The following is a 19,606-nucleotide window of genomic DNA, read 5'->3' on the forward strand; positions in this document are numbered from 1 at the left end:
ATTTGAGAGGAGCAACAAAGCCTGATACTGACGGAAAGGATCAGATCACCCCTTTTGCGTTAGGGTTTACCATGTATTTTTTAATGCCTCATACTAATTTAGGTTTTCACAACCTTGCCTGTGGCAAAGATGAAACTCGCATCTTTGTACTGATAACAATACCAGACCTGTCTTCAGAACCTGCTTTTTCAAGAGTAAAGCAATACTACATTAAACAACTTATGTCGTATTGCAAAAATTTCAATAAGAAATATGCCAGACTACGGATCCAAAAATATAACCCGCTAAAAAGTAATATTTCAGTTATCAAATCTGGAGTTAGTAATGCCTGATATCATGACTAAAAAAGCCCATTTTTTCACTATCAACCCACTATCGGCAGAGCAGGTTGACTACATAAAATTATGGGCAAAAACGAATCCTGATTACGAGATAATAGTATCAGGCGACATAAAACTATCCCTTAAAAAAAGTATTTACAAACACTTTTTTGATAAAAGCAGACGTGAAGCCATATTATCCGAAGATTTTCTTAAATCGATCAGAATCCGAAATGAAATATCGGATAAAATAGATGGCATAATAAAGAAAGTATCAGTAAAAAACTACAGAACAGTCATTCAATCCAAGATTAAGCAGCCAGAACTTGGAAAAATAACCAAAGACTTTGACGCAATAGATCAGTCATTTGAAAAACTTAAAAAAATAGCAAATATAAAGATAAATTATATTGATTTTAATTTAGATAAATACGAAATAGAAATGTTAACGCAGAGTGCATTTTTGAGCGACTCACAATTGGCTGAAACCTATCTCAGCCTGAAAAACATGGATATGAATGGGGGAATATTACTTGACAAAAACAGTCTGCCTAAATTAAACGAAAGTATATTTCAGGGACTAAGTGACGAAAATTTAGATAAATCAATTCTGGAACGAGCAAAGATAGATCTTATTTTAAGAAAACTCTACAGCGGTGGAAGCATTGAATCCGTTCAGAAACAGATTAGTTACAGAGATTACCCAGCGATTCCAAGAACTACTTTTGACAAAATAAAAGATATCATAGAGAACACAAATTCTGATAATTTATTATTGCCTTTAGGTGAAATAACGCTTAATCAAAATCAGATTCTGCTAGGCAACAATCCGGGAACAGCAAGCCACAAACCCATCATATTTGCAGCACATCCCAAGTCAGCTTTCTCCATAGAAGCCCGGTCGGAAATTATCACTCTTTATAAGATAATTCACTCCACTGATAAAAGTTCCCTAACCTATCGAAAAACGTTTTATATTCTACAAAAACATTTCACAGATAAAGGCATCGCCTTATCCGAAAAAAAAATAAAAGCCATTACCAGCGCCTTATTCAGCCTTAATTATGCAAATAGCAATGACTACTTTTTTGACTCTGAGTTTTATGGAGCAGAAGCTCTTAAACGTACTGCTAAATATCTAACGGATAAACAAACAATCAAATCTATTGACTTTGATGCTTACTCATCAAATACTCCGGAACAAAGTAAAGGGATAAAAGCCTACGACTTTAATAAGTATGAGTTATTTGGTCGAGCCAGCTACGACAGCCTGATTTACCTTAAAATCGGTTCAGAAGAATTTAGAATCACCGACCGGGATTATTATGAAAACAAATCCATACCCGGCCGCAGTGTAATGTATTTCTTAAATCCAGAGGAGAAAGCACTGAATTTGCAGGTATTACAGGGGAAACCTCTCACCAGCATCAATAGAAAAACACGTATCATTATAACAGGACACAATACCCTGCTAGTTGACTCTGATAGTCAAATAGGTAATGGGGCAACTTCTTTTGAGGGCGAAGTTACAATTGCTGGCGCTTCACCAGAAATCATTGTAACAGCCTTAAAAAAAATCGCCCCGGAAGGCATGAATGTCAAAGAAATAAACTTCCTGTCCTGCGATCTTGTAAAAGAATTTTCTAATAACGGAGGTGTCATCCGTGAGGATAGTGACCATTTCATACCACAATTTTTAATGGCCATGAAAAACAATAAAATCAATGCTATAGAAGTTACAGCATCCAGCACGGAGGTTACAGCCAGTGCTATAGGAAAAAAAATATTCACTTATACCATGGAAGGTTCAAATAAACGCAAGATGGTCGCCACCCCCTACTCAGGACGATATACATTCAGACACGATATAGAAAAAGAAAGAATATACTACTACGCAAAACCCGGATTATCTTCTTATGATCCCGACATCAGTGTAATTGATCCTAAACTTCCCAACAGCAATCTAAGCCCCGGCGTATTCCTGAACAAGAAAATGACACCACCGGGTGAGGAAAAGAACATATTAATCACTAAGCCGGAAAAAGCCATTTTGGAATTAATGTTGAAAAAGGCTACTTCTGACCGGGTAATCGTCACCAACAAAAACATATATGCTCTTTTACACTTAATAAAACAGCTTAAGCTTGCTTTCAATTATGCGTCCTATAAAGGCTGGATTGAAGGAATTAAAATATTCCGGCCTTCCCAGCTAACCACAATTACTGCAATCGAACAGGTATACACTTCAGATTCAGACAGGGAAGCCGCTTTCCAGCGCATGAAGTCCAGGGTTCAAAACGGTAATTTATTAGAATTTTACCATCTGGATATTCATACATCAGAAGGCGCCAAGGCACTGAATTACCTTTACCCGGGAGAGTTCGCCCGTATTTCAACATCCTTTGTATCTGGATGTCGAATCAGCCGTTCACCTACTGGTGGTGATAATTGCAGCAGCAAAACAGAAGAGGCAGTATCAAACCTTAATCTGTTATCAGGCCCCGACACTGAGCTCAGGATAAACAGCGCAAATACTGATATCGCCCTGGTCGACACCTCACAGGATGAACAGCTGGCTGAATTCCAGCAGCAATACGTCAAAGCCCGTCGGGAAGAAGCCCGGATCGAACTAAAAACACACAGAGGTTACCATGGTCTGATTGCTCTGGACGAAGCCTCGTTCACTCTGGCAAAAAACAGGGCAATGGCAGCAGGGGATGAGAAAACCAGTGCTTTTCTACTGAAAGCCACTGCCTCTTGCGGTTTGGTACTACTTACTCCTGAGACTCAGGTTAAACCTGCCATAGAGGCTGGCCCTGACAACCCGATCACCCTGTTTGGACGGGGTGAAAGCCTGAATGCCAAACTCATTGTTGACCTGATCAATGAACTCACACCAGAGGGTAAAATTACTCAGCTGACGTTAACCGGAATGACGGTTGACAGCTTGCAAGAGGGCAGCAAAAGCCTCGATGAAATAATGCGCTTTATTGCCAACATCCCTGATGGAGCCCAGGTCGATACACTGGTAATTCAGCCATTGACCACTGAAGCAGAACCCATTAAACAACTGGCACAACGTATTAAAAGTCTTCTGTCCGATATTACTCCTTCCATCAAAAATCTCACTGTACGCCCTGATAATAATGAGAGCCCCGGCCACCCTGTTTTGTTGAATGCCGCACTACTACATCCAATCCCAAAAATAATCCATTTCAGCATTATTAACCCGAATAATCACAAGCACCTCCTTGATCACCTGAAGATATGGTCCGATATAAACCCAACTCATACGTTAAGGTTATGGTATAGCGATGAATTTTTACTACGAAAGGCTCTTTATAAAGCCCTATTTACTAGTTTAAAGGAAGAGATACCTGACAGTGGTTATCCTAATTCATACAGTTCTTTTAAAGAAGGTATATGGGAACTAATCAATACATTTGAAAAATATAATACAGACCAGCCACTTGAAGAAAGACTGGAGTCTTCGTTTTCACCAGAGATCAAAGAAAATGTTATATCTGAAATAAACGAAGGTAGTGAATTCATAAGAAAGGCTAGCTTAATAAAAAATGTAAAACCTGTTGAATTCTCTAGCACTGAAGTCTGGAGAAATAATTTTTCTGATATAATACAGACAAGTCTATCCCTGTCTGACTCTTGGTTAGCAGAAAGGATTATAGGCCTTAATGCAATTTCCATAGAAGGGGGGCGTTATTTTGACACCGATTTGCTCCCGAAAATTAACCGAAGGATATTCTTAAAACGGAGAATACCTGACAATCCAGCTTCAGAATCAGAATCAGAATCAGATTCAGAGCAAGATCCAGATTCAGATTCAGATTTAGAAGAACAGAGGAATAGAAGCTCATTAGAAGCAGTCATAATACTTGAAATACTTAAAAAACTTCACAGAGAAAACATAATATCAAATCCACAGAACTACTTAGACCAGAAAACAGAAACATCCGTTTCACAAAATGAACTATCTAATATAAAAAGCGCTGTAAACACTAACAACTATAAAAGCTTTTTTCTGAAAATTAGTGAGGCAAAAATTTCAAACAATATGTTGAATATTGGAGACAAAGGTAGAGAAAGACTTCGGCAACCTTTAGTGTTGGAGGCATTACCAAATTCTCCAATAATCAGCGCTATTATCAGAGAAACCCTTTCAATCTACGGAATTGCATCAAAATATAGCAACGCAGCCATGACTGCAGAAGATATTCATTTACATATAAAAGAAGAGCTTCTAAGTTATTACAAATTCAACAGGAACATTTCATTAAACGACACCAGCCTCAACAAAATAACACTGGCAGCGTTCAACCTGGTCATGGGTTCTATGGCTGAATACAGCACCAGCAATGAACTCATGAGCAGAAAAGCTTTTGAGCGTGCCGCAAGAAGTGGCGTATTCAATGTTGGTTTCATCGAATTCTACAGTTCTGATAGTCCATCATCCAACACAGAAATAAAACCTTACAGCTTTAACAAATTAGAAATTTTTGGAAGTATTTCATACGACAGTCTTATATTTATTGACCTGAATGTAGAAGGAGATTTAAGACAAGCCGGTTTCGAAGCTTATATCAATTCCTCCCTGCCTGAAGATAGTGTTCTTTATCGCTGGGATTCGAAGAGATTACGGATTATAAGAGGGAATAAATTTACAAACATTGGCAAAAAGACAAAAGTAATTATTTTAGGACATGGTCAGCCTGCAGAAACAGATAGCGACTCAGAAGAAACAAGCAAGTTTAGAGTTGAGAATTTTTCTTCGGAAGAGTTAGCTGATCTTTTGGCAGAGATAATACCTGAAAAAACCACATTAAAAAACATATCTTTTTTGGTTTGTGACAGTGCTGAGTCAGTTAGTGACTTTAATGGTGTTTTTGGTCAGAACCAGACTGCGTATCTGCCTGATTTTTTAAGACGCCTGGCTGAAAAAGGAATTTATACTGTCACAGCAACCGCAACAAACCGTACTGTATCAGCCGGCAATTTTTATAAACATAGATATGCTTTAGCAAGAAAATATAAAAACCAAGACACAGGTGAGCTATCAGAACAAAATTCTTATGTGCCACTACCGGAATTAACACGTTATGTTTTTACTCTGGATCCTGACAGCAAGAGGGTTAACTACCGGTCAAAAATTGGTTTAGCCTCTTACAAACCAGACATTTCACTCATTGATGAAACATTACCTGATAGCAATCTTTATCCAGGTGTATTTCTGACTAAGTGGCATCCATCAAAAACTGAAGACAGGAGCTACCTGTATGTATCGATCAAAGATTTTGTTAAACACGCGTTAGATAGTACTACAAAGGTCAAGTACATTGTTTACGCAAACGATAACATCGACATTATCGAAAGGTTGCTTAAAGCACTCAAATTCACTGAAAATGCTTCAACCTATAAAAACTGGCTTAATTTATATAAAAACCGCTACCCTACTCAGATAGAGGAGTTAAAAACAGCCATTGAGGAGTATCACACCGAATCTGAAAAAGAGGCTGCCTTTTTAATACTCAGGAAAAGAGTATATGAAGGGCAGTTTTTTCATATTTACCATCTTGACCCTACCACAAATACCGGTGCCTCAATCCTGAACTATCGATACCGGAAACCATTTTATAATATCCTCCTGAATGATGATAAGCTTTCCTGCCACGACAGACGCTCCAGACGCTCCCCAACCAGTAGCAGCTGTAATAGCCGAACCCGTGAGATCGCCTATGCCCTGGGATTACTCTCCGGTCCGGACACCCAGCTGCACGCGAGCGCGGATATCGACATTGCATTGATGGACACCTCAGACAATCCCCGGCAGGCTTTATTACAGCAGGAGTATAATGACATCCGTCGGCAGGAGGGCAGAGCCGAAGCTGATAAACGACGAGGAAGACATAACTTCATCGGTGCCGATGAAGATTCATTTACCAGGGCAAAAGCCCTGGCAAATGAGGTCGGCGATTATGCAAGGGCCTTTCTGCTTAAGCAAACGCCATCTTCCGGCTTCGTCTTGCTGTCTGCAGATGGCAAGGTTAGCTTTGCCCTTGAGGCTGGGGACTTTAATGGACTAACGATTGTCTGCAATGCATCAACTCTTACGACTGAAAACCTGACCGCAATCACATCAACCCTGGCTAAAGGTGGAAAAATAAAGCGACTCACTTTAGCTGGTATGGACATCAATGTGCTGCAGCACGGCAGTGATGCCCTGGAAGCCATAAAATCCTTTATTACCACCAGCAGCCCCTTTCAGGTTGGTATGCTGATCGTACAACCTGATAACAGTGAACCAGAATCAATTAAGCAGTTGGCCAGGGACATAGAAATTCCAAAAAAAGAGCGCAGATTAGCCATTAACATTGCGGTACGGTCTACAAATGATCAGGAGTCAGAGTATCGTACTCATCTAGATAGATCAAAACTGAAAGTGCATGCCAGAGAAATTTTTTCATATCAATCATTTTCAAATGAAGCTCTCATACCCAGAAACATCAATATTGTCAAACTGGGTCCTTTGAATGTTGTCGACTTTGTGTTCCTCCACATCTGGAAAGTTACCCAATTCGTGATATCAGAAAATAATAAACAGCCCCTTCCAGTCACTCTATACATTGACTCGGCAATCGTTTACCTTACGCTTCTCGATAAACACATTATGGAGTCCTGCAAAGACCAGTTAATTCAAACCATCGGCACAATTGATAAGAAACAGCTTAAAGAAATAGCCTTCGACAAACGAAAAAAGATAATCTCCCGTGTTTTTCAAAGTAACGGTTCACTGGATATTGTAAAGTTGAGACAACTGGTACTGGATGAAGCCGGTGAAAAAAAATTAATAGCAATAGAAAAACAACATCAGAAATACCTGAGTATCATTAAGGAATCAGGTATCAATGTTGTAGATATTGCTGACCCGAAAAGCAATCCGTCAACTCAGGCTAGCCGGGAAAAAGGCTATAACCTTTACTCATGGCTGGCCTATTATTTTGGCAACAGAGAAATGGCTGAGAGGGTTATTCGTTCATATATTGTTATCAATCAAGGGGGCTTGACTATTCAAGCGGGAGTGCTGCCCGAATTGAATGGTAAAAGATTACATCATCATATATTAGACTCTCTGAGTATACCTTATGAAAATCGCTCAACAGCTGCTTCCCTGGTCAGATTGTTTGCCAGCATTCTTGAACACAGTCGTATTATTCCACCTTTAAACGATGATGATAGAGATGCCCTTGATTTCTACCAAACACCCAACACCAAAAATGATTCCGAGCTGGAGGAAAAATTTTTCAAGAAATCAACCACCTCAGCTGTCAGAGAAAAGCAAGCGGATATAATTCAGGAACTGTTTAAGGGATTATATTTGAACACTATGGAAAAAGCGTTACAACAAGGCAGGTACGGAAACTTAGACATACCAATTCACCCCCTGGAAGGTGCTCTTACCACCAGAAGAATTGATTACAACATAAAAAATTCAGGCGTAATCATTTCTATTCCAAAGACAGGAATAGAAAATTCAGTCACCTCCAGACAGTTGGCTTTCCTGGAAACATTATTTGATGAAACAGAAAATGATACGCAGCTGATCGAACGTCTGAATGCAAAATCCCAAAGCCAGGAGACTGAAAAAAATTATATTGACCTGACATCTCAGACCTGTCTTAAAAACATCATTCAGAGTGGCCCTTACGGATCGCCTGTTAACCAAATAGACTTCCTTGGTAAACTATTATCACGATCTTCCTATAAAAACGAAGGCAGCCGTACCAGAGGCTTAGTCTACTCGTTAAGTCATCATACATTTCTGTATTATGACCACGATAATCAGTTACCTGAGTCACTTGCCCATTCCGCAGACCAAACAGCAAAAAACAAAATCATTTTTCTGTTTGACCAAAACCCTGACGCTGTTGCAACAGCCTGGGAAGATTTCCAGAGCTATCCCAGCGGGGTCAGTGTTCATACCCCTGTTTATCTTAAGAAACTCAACAATGACGGATTGCAAACCATCTATGGTTACCATCTCCACAGTGGAATACCCTTTATACCAGATACGGAAACTGAGCTTGAAGTACTCGTCGATTATTCCAGTATCCGGGATAATATTGACGTACTAAAAGAATCCATAATTAACTTCACCAGAAGCATAATCGGTAACACGGATGATGAGGATGTAAACCATTCAACCAGACCGATAATAAAAAGCCTGAATTTACAAATAAAACATCATCAAGAAAATGATTACGATAATATTTTAGATTCCCAATTATCAAAATTAAAAAGTCTTGAACAAACTTCAGGTAATACCATAAGCTTTCAAACAGTCAACGCCGTTATGGTACAACACTATAATAACGATATTACCAAGCCCGTTGTTAGCACACCTTCAAAATCCACCAGCTCAACCCATAAAAAAAACCAGTTGGGAATGACCAGCCAAACTGCGTCAACCCATGATGAGCGATTCCTGAAAACCAGCGTCAACACAAATGGAAATGTTGATATTGAAATACCTGCTAGTGCTCATGGCCTTAGTGAGCTCATGCTATTCAAATTTAATAGCCTGAACATCAACAGCATTACTGTTCGTAGTAGCAACGATACAACACTGAACAGTTTTAAATCTGCCTTTTTAGCGGCTATTACCATATATAATCATTCTGAGCTAATGGAATTGTTCAGAACAAGCTTTAACGATGAAGAACTTTCATCTGTAAAGATACTCAACGAAAAAATCTATTCTTCTGGAGTCTATTCATTTTATTCTTTCTTTTCCACGAGTAAAGGACAAGAAGTAGCAAACAGCATTCACTATACAAACAGTAATGATCAGAGCCTCACCCCCAGAGATCATAATGAAAAGCCCCGCCTTCTGCCAGAGGGTCGTCAGGCTTTCAAAAAAAATCTGAGGTTTACCATTAATCCGGATGGAAGCCTCAATCTCAAGGTAGTTGCTGACGTTTATGGCCTGAAAGATTTAATGTTATTTAAACTGTACGATTCTGGCGTACATTCCATTGAAGCCTATTCTGACAACCTCCAGGGCTGGAGGGGTTTTAAATTTGCACTTGAGACTGCCATAGAAACAACAAAAACCTCTGATTTTTTCGACCCCTTAAGGCACTCATTCGATCGAAAAGAACTAGAGCCGCTTTTATCTTCCCGTCAATTTTACTACAGTAAAAAATATTTACAAACCACCAGCAACTTCAGAACATTTTTCACATCGGAAAAAGGTAGCACCCTCCTCAGGAAGCTGACTCAAATACAGGATGCAGGCCGGGGTCAGACACCCGAAAGCTTTCTGGAACAGCGTCCACATTTATCCCAGTCAGACCTTTCGGGTCGGGGAGGCAACCTTAAGTTTTCTATCAATACCGATGGCAGCACGAACATCGCATTACCTGCCAGCGCTCCAGCACTGAAGGATCTGATCAATGCAAAACTAAACACTATGCGCATAGGGCAAATAACGATACAGGACGACAGTGATGCCCGACGACTGGCGTTTAAATACGCTTTTGTTATTGCCCTGGAAGCAGAGACCCGCAGCCAGCTAACGACACCTCTGAGTTATGTTTTTGATGATAAAGAGCTGAATCCTTTCCATAAGATGCCAATCAAAAATTACAAGAGAGATAGCGAACAATTCCGGTCTTTCTTTGACTCCCCTCAAGGACTGAAAATCAGTGCAGCTCTCATTTCCTCCTTACCCGGCGAACCAACGTCAACCCCTACAGTCCCCCATAGCCAACTGCCTGTCCCGACCTCTGATGAACAACGTCCGTTGATTGCTTTAACAACAGAGGAATTTGTCACTTTTGACTCTGCTCATGCAAACAGCCCAGACCCGGCTGACAGTCAAACTGCAGATCAACCCCTCTCCCTGACACAGGGCGACACCGAAACCAGCGATACTGAAACCAGCGACACCGAAACCAGAGACACCGAAACCAGCGACACCGAAACCAGCGACACCGAAACCAGCGATACCGAAACCAGCGATACCGAAACCAGCGATACCGAAACCAGCGATACCGAAACCAGCGACACCGAAACCAGCGATACCGAAACCAGCGATACCGATAAAGCCCCCCCAAGAAAGAAAGCCCGCTTAAGCACTCATACCCTCAATAATCTGGCAGGCAGTCAAACCTCTGGCACTCAGAACAGAGCCCCTCAACCTTCTCCTATCATGGACTGGTCGAACCCCCAGGCACTTTCCATACCCGGTTCCAGCCAGCCAGCATTCCTGCACACGACCCCGGAGCAAAGGGGAGGCCGCAACCAGAATGTTCAGCCCTGGCATAACCCGGGACAGTCTGAAACACTTCGTCCACCGACAAACCTGCTCAATACACCTGACAGTATCAACAATGCCGTGCGTGAGCTGAAGATAAAAATCTCCCAACTCCAGACAAGTGCTGAAGACCAATCGAACACAGGTAGACCTGAAATTGATGGTCACTCGCCCGAGCCCCTCAACAGCACACTTATCCATTTGCATAACCTCATCGACAAAGAAGGTAAAAACATCTGGCTGATGCTGGGTAGCGAGAAACAGATCTTGAAGGATACTGTTGCCGCAATCGCATCCCAGGCTACCGATGTCACCTTCCAGGCCAGGGCTACCTTACTGGGATACAAAATCGATAACCTGAACAACCTTGAAAACCAGTATCATCAGCAGCAGGAGGTGCTGACCAGAGAAGTACTCGGTATTTCCGGGGCGAGCTGCTCTTCTTCCGGACGATCAAGGCGCGATACGGGCTGCATAAAACCTGATCCGGTAGTTTTGAAGAGAAAAATCAATCGTTTCGTCAACTGGTTGCTGCGCCGCTCCGACAATCCCAGAACTATTATCACTCTCCCGGGCACGAATTATCCCGGCCTGGACATCGGTGCCGTCCCCACCCGGCCTGACTCTCTTCTTGCCAGGATTCAGGCCCGGCTGAAAGCCATAAGAAACCAGAAAGCCGATAGTCAACTCAGCAACAAACCAGTGCGCGGCTTCCATACCACCATCGCCCTTGACGAGGACAGCTGGCTGGCCGCGCAGCAACAGAACAGGCATCGCCCGGGGACAGAAACCCTGCTCTACAAACCCGCCCGGGGTATACTGCTGTCGCCGTATGGTGGAACGGTTACCCGCATTCCCGGAGGCGCTTATAACAGCCTGTCGTTTGTGGGTAAACTCGGTGAGGCCAGCTCAACAGAACCATCGGCAGTGAACCGCCTGAATAGCTTTGTCAGCCAGTTCTGCCATCAGGAATCCATCGGTTCAGTGTTGCTGCAAAACACAGACGGCGACCATGACGCCTTTAAAGCCTTCATCAAGACCTTCACCAAACGCCCCGAGGGCAGCTTCAGCCGCATTGGCAGTTTCAGGTTTAAATCCGCCAATGAAAAAAATGCCCCTGAGTTCATCCTCCGGGCTCACGAAAGCACTGTGCTGAGATTGACCTCCCCCCGTCCCGAAGGCACGACACACCCTCGCCTTGATCCGGTGGCCTACCATCGGCTGGAGCAAGTGATTCGACTCAATGGCCTGAAAAACAAGGTCACTCCTCCCGACCTGCCGCTTGTGCGACAAACCGGTCAGCTAATAACTCCCAATCCAGCCAGTCAGCTGGCTGAAAAGCGGATAAAAGCAGAGGCTCTGGCTCTGGCTTTTACTGATGTAATGTCGTCTATCTACGCAGACCATAACCTCAGCGACGATTACATCCCGATACTGGATACCCTGAAAAAAACGGATCAGGGCTGGAGTATGGACTTTGTTCATCCGACGACCAGGGATGTTCAGCCGACCTCCTTTACATCCGACGTTCCCTTTGCTGTGAAAAAAAGCTTTGGCCAGACCAAAGCCAGCAAGGCCATGGGATCCTTCTCACGGAATATCAAAAAGCTGGTTCGACCAAACAGCAGCACACAAAAAGGGCTTGCCCTGGTCTCTGTGGCGGATACTGCCCAAATGGTAGCCGCATGGGCTAGGGCTGAAACCATTCTGGACACCATCGACAAACTGCCCTGGATGAGCGACTCCGTCCACAGGTCGTTGCAGGCCCAGGCGTTTATCAACCTGGGATTAGGCGCTATCGAAGCCATTGAGCTGGTTCAGGACCTGGCAGAGTTGAGCAAAACCAAAACCCTCAAGCCACTGGCAAAACCGGGGAGTAACCTGCAACTGTCAACGGCAGGCAGGCTTTCTGCCCTGAAAGGTGCTACAACCGGCGCCAGGACGACCATAAAAGCAACAAAATCCCTGAAAATGATCAAAGGGCTTAAAACAGCCGGTAAGCTGCTTGATCCTGCGCTATCGCTGGCCAGCGCCAGCCTGACCACATACGTCTGGTCAGAAATTGATGACCCGGAAATTAAAGACCTCTACCAAAAAATGGTGATTGTGGAGTGGACCGGATTTGCGGTTTCCTTTGTCTCTTACGCCGGCCCTGTTGGCTGGGTGATTGCCGCTGCTTACAGTATCTTTTCAATGTTCTTTGGCTCTTACCTTGAAGATGAAATGCAGAAGATCATTGACCAGCGTACTCGGGAAGCTATTGCCGAAGTTAACAAGTTTTTCAAATTTATTTACGACCAGATGGATCCGAAGTATTTTCTCAAAAGTCCAAGAACCTGTGACAAATTTGCATACAGCTTCAGTCCTTCTGGCTGCATTGAACACGGTCCGGCTAAACTCATTAACCTGGTCAAGGCTTTTATAAAAGACACTGGCTTGCGACTTGGTTTTCAAGAAGTTGACCTGATAAGCAAGACGCTTAAGATGACCCGATTCATGGTGGACACCTATGACTTCGAAGCATTTATCTCAAGCGATGGCGGACTTTACTCGAATGATGAAACCTCATCCAGCTTCACCAAGCGTGAAAAAGCGGATCTGATTTCAGCTTACCTTAAATCCGCCTGTAAAGCGGGCGGGCGGCTGGAGAACTATGGCTGTCAGGATGGCTCTTTCAATGTGGACGCCTTCTTAAAGGACGCGTCAACCATTGTTATGCCTGTCATGCCTGATCAACAAATTGACTTGAGTTATATAGACAGCTCGGTCACCGGGTCAGACTCTCTGGAAGTCAAAAAGCTGTTTCAGGAGGCCGGGGAAACCAATTCAAAAATGAGCTTTAATCCCAGGGCTTCAGTGGATTACTATAAAAGAGCGGGTAGCCCCGCGGGGGGGTCAACCAGCAAGCTTGAAACAAAAACCTATCAAAAAGTTCTGGTGGGTATCGATAATCACAAATACCTGAAAACCAACACGACCATTCGCCTGGATAATAAAAGCTACCGACTTGCTTTTCCTTATTCCAGGGATTTGACCGGAAAAGTGGACTACCACGTTTCGGTACCCGCTAGCAGCAAGGCCATTCAAACTCTCACCTTCTTCCCTGCGCCAACCCGGGAAAGCCCCGGAAAGAATTCACGCAATCCTGTGCTCGCAACGATATCGAAGTTATTGAGGCGCCTTTCTAACTCAGGAAAGACAAAAGAAGAGGCCCCGACAACCGTCAGACACCTATGGGTCAATAATCCCCAAAACACCACAGTCCAATGGTTTATCCGTTCTCCAGACCGCCAGAATGCCTACCGCTGCTCAGAGAAGCAAAATGGAAAAAGTACTAACTGCAAGGTTCATTTTGACCCGGCCGCAGGCCAGCTCACCATAGAGTTGACCGGGAACATTCCCCCGACAAAGGCGGGTAAAAAATCCACCCGGCTTACCAGCAAAATTGTATTTACCGGATACTGGCCAGGCTCTGACGTGGATCAGCAATATCGAATCAACATTGTTGATGACCGGGCACTACTGGTCATCAGTCCCTATTTTGCCCCGTCCACCATCCAGCGTGATATCGCTGAATTAAAACCGCTCCTGACCAGTAAAGAGAACTGGCAACAGGGAATAGGCAAGCTTGGCGAAAAGATTTTAAGTTCCAGCCTTGTTAAACCATTCCTGCGACCTGAGGGTCGTCGCCAGCGATTCGACATCAATACACTGTTCGCAAAAGTATCAGAAAAGGTGGATGATTACTTGAAATCCACCTATATCAAAGTGCAACTGCTGTACTCCAGTCATCCCATAGCAAACTCTGCTGCACGCATTAAAGACTTCGAGCAGGTGCTCAGGCGTTTCAGCCCCAGCAAACGTTTTCTGCCTGTGAAACTGCGAGACTGCCCGGATCATACATATAGCCCCTACAGCACTTACTGGCATATTACGGACTTATCCAAAAGCGAGTTTAACTGCTACTTCCCAGATACCCATGCGGCACCAATCCCCAGGCTACATGAATCCTACTTCCGACATAGACGCCTGTTTAAACGAACTTCCCTGTGGTTCGACACGAAGCATAAGACAGAAATTTTTCTGATTCTGCCGGAATCGGTTGCCGCCGGGCAGGTCATTCCTGTTGGCGGCAACCCGGAAAGCAATTATTTTTTCTACGCCCCAAAAACCAGGCGTATGTACTCAGGGCAAGTCATCAATAAGCTGTTCAAAACAACCTACATTCAGAATTATGGCCTTCATTCTCTTTTCCAGAACTCCAATGGGTTTAACTACCCGGTTCAATCGTTTACCCCCATCGACAAGCCGGAAACCACAGAAGATGGCATCAACAGTTATCTGGTGACAACGGAACAGGGAGTGGCCTTCACCCTTTCAGCCAACCCACCGGGCAATGTCCGGTCCAATGCCATATACATCAGTACCTCTCCCGGGTCACTGGATGAAGCCTTCGGTCAATTACATCAACACAGAGGCATGCTGCCCCTTTACATCAGCGACACCAAAGGCATTGATGACATCACCGCCAGTGGCTTTTACGACCCGAAAAATAAAGTAGCCATGTCCTACCTAAGCAGTCTCTTTGATTTCCCCGGTGCCCGGGAGCTGCAAACCCATTGCCAGGACAGTAAGGGAACAAGCGGAAACTGGGGGGCCAGGTTCAATGCCACAGACGGACTCCTGCACCTGCCACGGGATATTCCATCCAACCCGTGTATCAGCCAGACTGATGGCCGCCACTACCTGAGGCTCAATCCTGCGGTCATGGATACACTGCACCGTGAACACATACCGCTGCACCGTTTCCGACAGAGAGAGGATGTGATTTACGTCATGCTCAGCGAGCAGTCCAAAGACCTGTACTACGCCAGAATTCATCAGCCAGAGGCGGCCACAGAATGGGTCAAACTTCATGACGCTGCGGAGTTCACCATTATCGCGCTGGATAAGAACCATAAAAACCGCCTGAGTCGCCAGCAGGATGGCCGGTTTACTCATATCTGGTCAAAGCCGGGTGGAATACTCACCAGTACCGACAGCGGCATGATGATAGAGATTCCTGACGAAAGCCTGGTTCGCTCTTCAAGCCTGGCCAGCTATCCCTCGTCGGAGGCTTATCAATTTGACGGCTGGGAGTTGCCTGAGAGCGGAAGAACGATCCCGCTTTCAGCTTCCCGACCGATCCATTACCACCAACTACCGAGGGTTAATGGTGCCTACCTGAGAGGGCTGGATCTTGGGCTTATTGCTCAGAAAGTTTATCGGCAGTCCTTTAACAACAGCAGTACAACACCTTCTCCCCGGACCAGTGGCTCGACAACGGCAAGCCCCCTCCCCCCCTCGGGTGATTGGAGTGACGCACAGGCAAAAACATTCATCGACAACCTCAAGGTTGAACTGACGGCTTTATTCCGCCAGTTCGAACAGTTCGGTTTTGTGGCCCCGGACCTGATCGGGCTGCCCCTGGTGACTGAATTGCAGGAAAGCCAGCTGAACTTCCTGAAACAACAGGAGTTATGGTTTGACGCCAGGGACAACACCTTGCTGACCCTGCCTGCAAATAGCGCTGTAACGTTCAGCGGAAAAGTGGCTGACGGCCTGCTGGCCACCATCAAAACGTCCGGGGGAAAACAGCCGGGGCTGTTCCGGTTCCTGCCGACCGGGGCCGGGAATGACCACCCCTATTGTGGCAGCAACACCTTCTTCGCCAACACCTTGCCGCCAGCATTTATGGACAAAATTTCCCCAGCCTGCCGTCAGCTGAAAGAGGCTCCTGAGGGCGACTACCAGTGGAATGCGATGGACAACTTCTGGCTGGGCAACCACCGGGGATTTCTGTTTGAGATCTCTGAAAATCACCGGTTATTAATCGGCTACGACCTGAACAGCCAGTCATTCGACCAGACAGAACCCATCAGTTACCGCTATCCGGATATGCAGGGAACCCATTTCAGTCATCGCCAAAAACACCTGGTCGAACTGATGAAAGACGTCCTTGGGAACCAGCTGCCGAACACGACATTAGCCAGCTTCCCCCAGAATAAACTGCTGCGCCTTAAACTTGCCGACAATATGCCTGGTCAGTACACCCATACTGCCTGGTATGACTCAGGGCAAGAAAGGGCATTCATCGGTCCGGCCAGTGCTGACACCGATGCCCTGACCCTGATTGGCAGCCGGGATTCAGGCTCCAACCACACAACAGCCTGGTGCTACAACCAGGACACCCGCCAGCTATACCAGACAGCCCACTCAGGACCTTTTGAAATCGGGGAGTTCGACGAACTGTCCTTTATCGATAATGGTAAAGAACTATTGATGATCGGCACCAATGGAGACGATAACCTCATTCCGTCAAAGTTCTACATGGATACCATTTATACCGATGACGGAAGCCATGGAGTCAGGCTGCGCACTGATTTCAAGGCCAGCAACGACTTCAGCATCCTCCTGGATGGCAAGCAGGGAGCCGATCAGTTCACTGTGCTGCCCAGTGATCTGCGTTATTTCAGTCAAACCGTCATTATCCTCAACAGGGATACCGGCACCGACAAGGCCGATTCCTACAACCGAATCCAAATCCGGGCACCTTCCCATCAATTCAGAGCCCGGCGCAAGGGGTATGACCTGATATTGAAGGATCGCTTTGATCCTGACTCAGGTGACATTGTCATCGCCCAGGCCTGGTCCGACCTCGACGGGCTCTCACCCGCTCCCACCCAACTGATTTTCAGTGAAACCAGTTTCATGTCGCCTGATGACCGACGTCTCTGGCTTAGCGGGCTGAAGGATGACATTACCAAAAACCGGGAGGTACTGCTCCCGTTCGTCGTGGATAACCAAACGCTGGAGAACACCCATTACACCTTCTCGCCAACACCAGAAACCCCATTATTGATCGATCTTGCCGATGGTTTCAGGGCCACCCCCACCCGTTCAGGCAATCAGCTGGTCATCCACTTCAGCAAACGAGAGAATCATGGCGGTTATAATCACGCCAGGCTGTCTATCACTCTCAAGCAAAGCCAGTTTGCCAGTGGTGATGTACTGATTCGCCAGGCTGCAGCCCATTCACCCGCAAACCGGGTGTATCGCCCCCTTCAGTTCGATGACAGCAGCGACTGTCATTTATGTACCCATGACTTGCGGCTGAAGCGGGGGCTGGCCGCCAGCCCCCGGATCGGTGAGCTCCGTTTTCGCTGCAACAAGCCATACCCATTGCCGGAAGGTGAAAAGTACATCAAATGCGCGGGTGAACAGGCGACAAATGCCGGCTTCCCTCTGATCACCCAGAAACAGCTGGCGGATCCAGCCTTTAGCATTAAACCTGAAACCCGCTTTCCCCACGTTCTGCGGAACTTGCCGGAGGGTAAGAAAAGAGTACCGGTATACGTGGTGCTTTACGGCATTAATGAGCCAGCACAGCTGCGCTTCATCTTTCGTAGCAATGAAGGCAATGGCCGTTGGGAAGCCTGGCTGGGCCAGGTTCTGATTCGCAGCGGAGCACTCTCCAACCTGCAGTCTGCTATTAATGTCATGCTGATCAATGATGATAATAAAAAGCAGCAACATCGTCATTATCGGGTCATACAGGGCTCAGTCATCGACGCTGAGCTGCGTGAGCTGAACAGGGAAAACCCGGAATGGCAGGCGGTGCTGTTTGATGAACACATTGACCTGGGTTCTCTGAACGGTCGCTTACCTGACTTTGGTAATCTGCAACCAATTCTGCTGGCCGCCCTTCTGGATCGATGGCCGGGCCTGGATGGCATAATCATGGCTGACCAGGAAAGCAACCAGTTGTTCAGCCTTAGTCGATTAGCCTTTATGCTCAACCATGCAGCGCCGGTTCTAATAAAATCAGACAATAAAGACAGCCAAAATTTGCTGGATGGAAACAGTCTGGACAATATTCTTTACTGCAAAGGCTGGAGCAAGCCAACGGAAGTCCGGGGGCATGGAGGTAACGACCTGTTGATGGTGGCGACCGGTTCACCAGTGTTGAGTACCTCAAAAAATTATCCAGCTTCACAAGCCAGAGACTTCTGTTACAGCTTTCCGGATGACAATCTTGGCATCAACATTCTCAAGGGCGGTGCCGGAGACGACATCTATGATCTCCGGGCTCCCGTTAATGCCCGGGGGGTAGACAACCAAGGGGAACATACGGTCATTCTGTCGCCTGAGTCAAAGGCAGACTTACGGCAGCTGGAAGGTGCCGGAAGCCTCACCCTGTTTCTGGTGGACATGGCTCCAGAGGATGTTTTGCCGGTTCTTTGTGATAAAGAGACTGGAGTGCTGCGCCACCACCTGGATAGTCCGGGTAATATTGCCAGCCTCTTAAACGATAACCATACCCTGCAGCTGCTCTCCAGGGAAAGCGGCCGGGTCATTGCGCTATTGTCCACAAACACGCTGGGCAGCATCTATTTCCATGGCGGGCTGGTCAGTCAGAACCCGCAAGAGTGGATCACTGGAGCCGACCAGGGCTCCGGAGGTACCGGAGAACAAAATAAAACCCGGGGCCTACAGCGGCTGCTTGAAGGAGCAAAGGCGCTGGTCAGTCGCTTATTGCCAGACTCACAGCAGACTCTTGAAGACCGGCTAATGGAGAGCGAAAAAACCGTCTACCCCAAACCTCGGCCAGAAAACAGAGCCAGTGTAGAGATTTACCGGCATATCAACACCCTGGTACAGTCCATGAGTCAGTTCGAAGCTGCAAAATCCGATGCGGGCTCCCCAGCCACAACACTTATTCCAACGTATAACTCAACCATGACCCCGGGCCTGAACATATCTTCAACCCTGAGCAACACAACACCCGGGAGTAATTCTTAGGGCTTGCGCATTATCAATGGTGCTTGCCTACTTTCTCATACTCATTAACAGATGAATGCTTAGGTAACCCGCCATGACAGACAGGCGGGTTACGCAAACAGGAGGCAAACTTCCA

The 19,606-nt window shown here is 45.7% G+C and carries 1 protein-coding gene; it reads left to right on the plus strand.

Features of this window, described 5'->3' with window-relative positions:
• Positions 1-324: 324 nt before the first annotated feature.
• Positions 325-19,491: a C80 family cysteine peptidase gene (locus NX720_RS00715; protein WP_262598784.1), complete on the plus strand. Its 19,167-nt coding sequence runs from the start codon at positions 325-327 to the stop codon at positions 19,489-19,491.
• Positions 19,492-19,606 lie beyond the last annotated feature (115 nt).

Source organism: Endozoicomonas euniceicola, from assembly GCF_025562755.1.
GTDB lineage: Bacteria > Pseudomonadota > Gammaproteobacteria > Pseudomonadales > Endozoicomonadaceae > Endozoicomonas_A > Endozoicomonas_A euniceicola.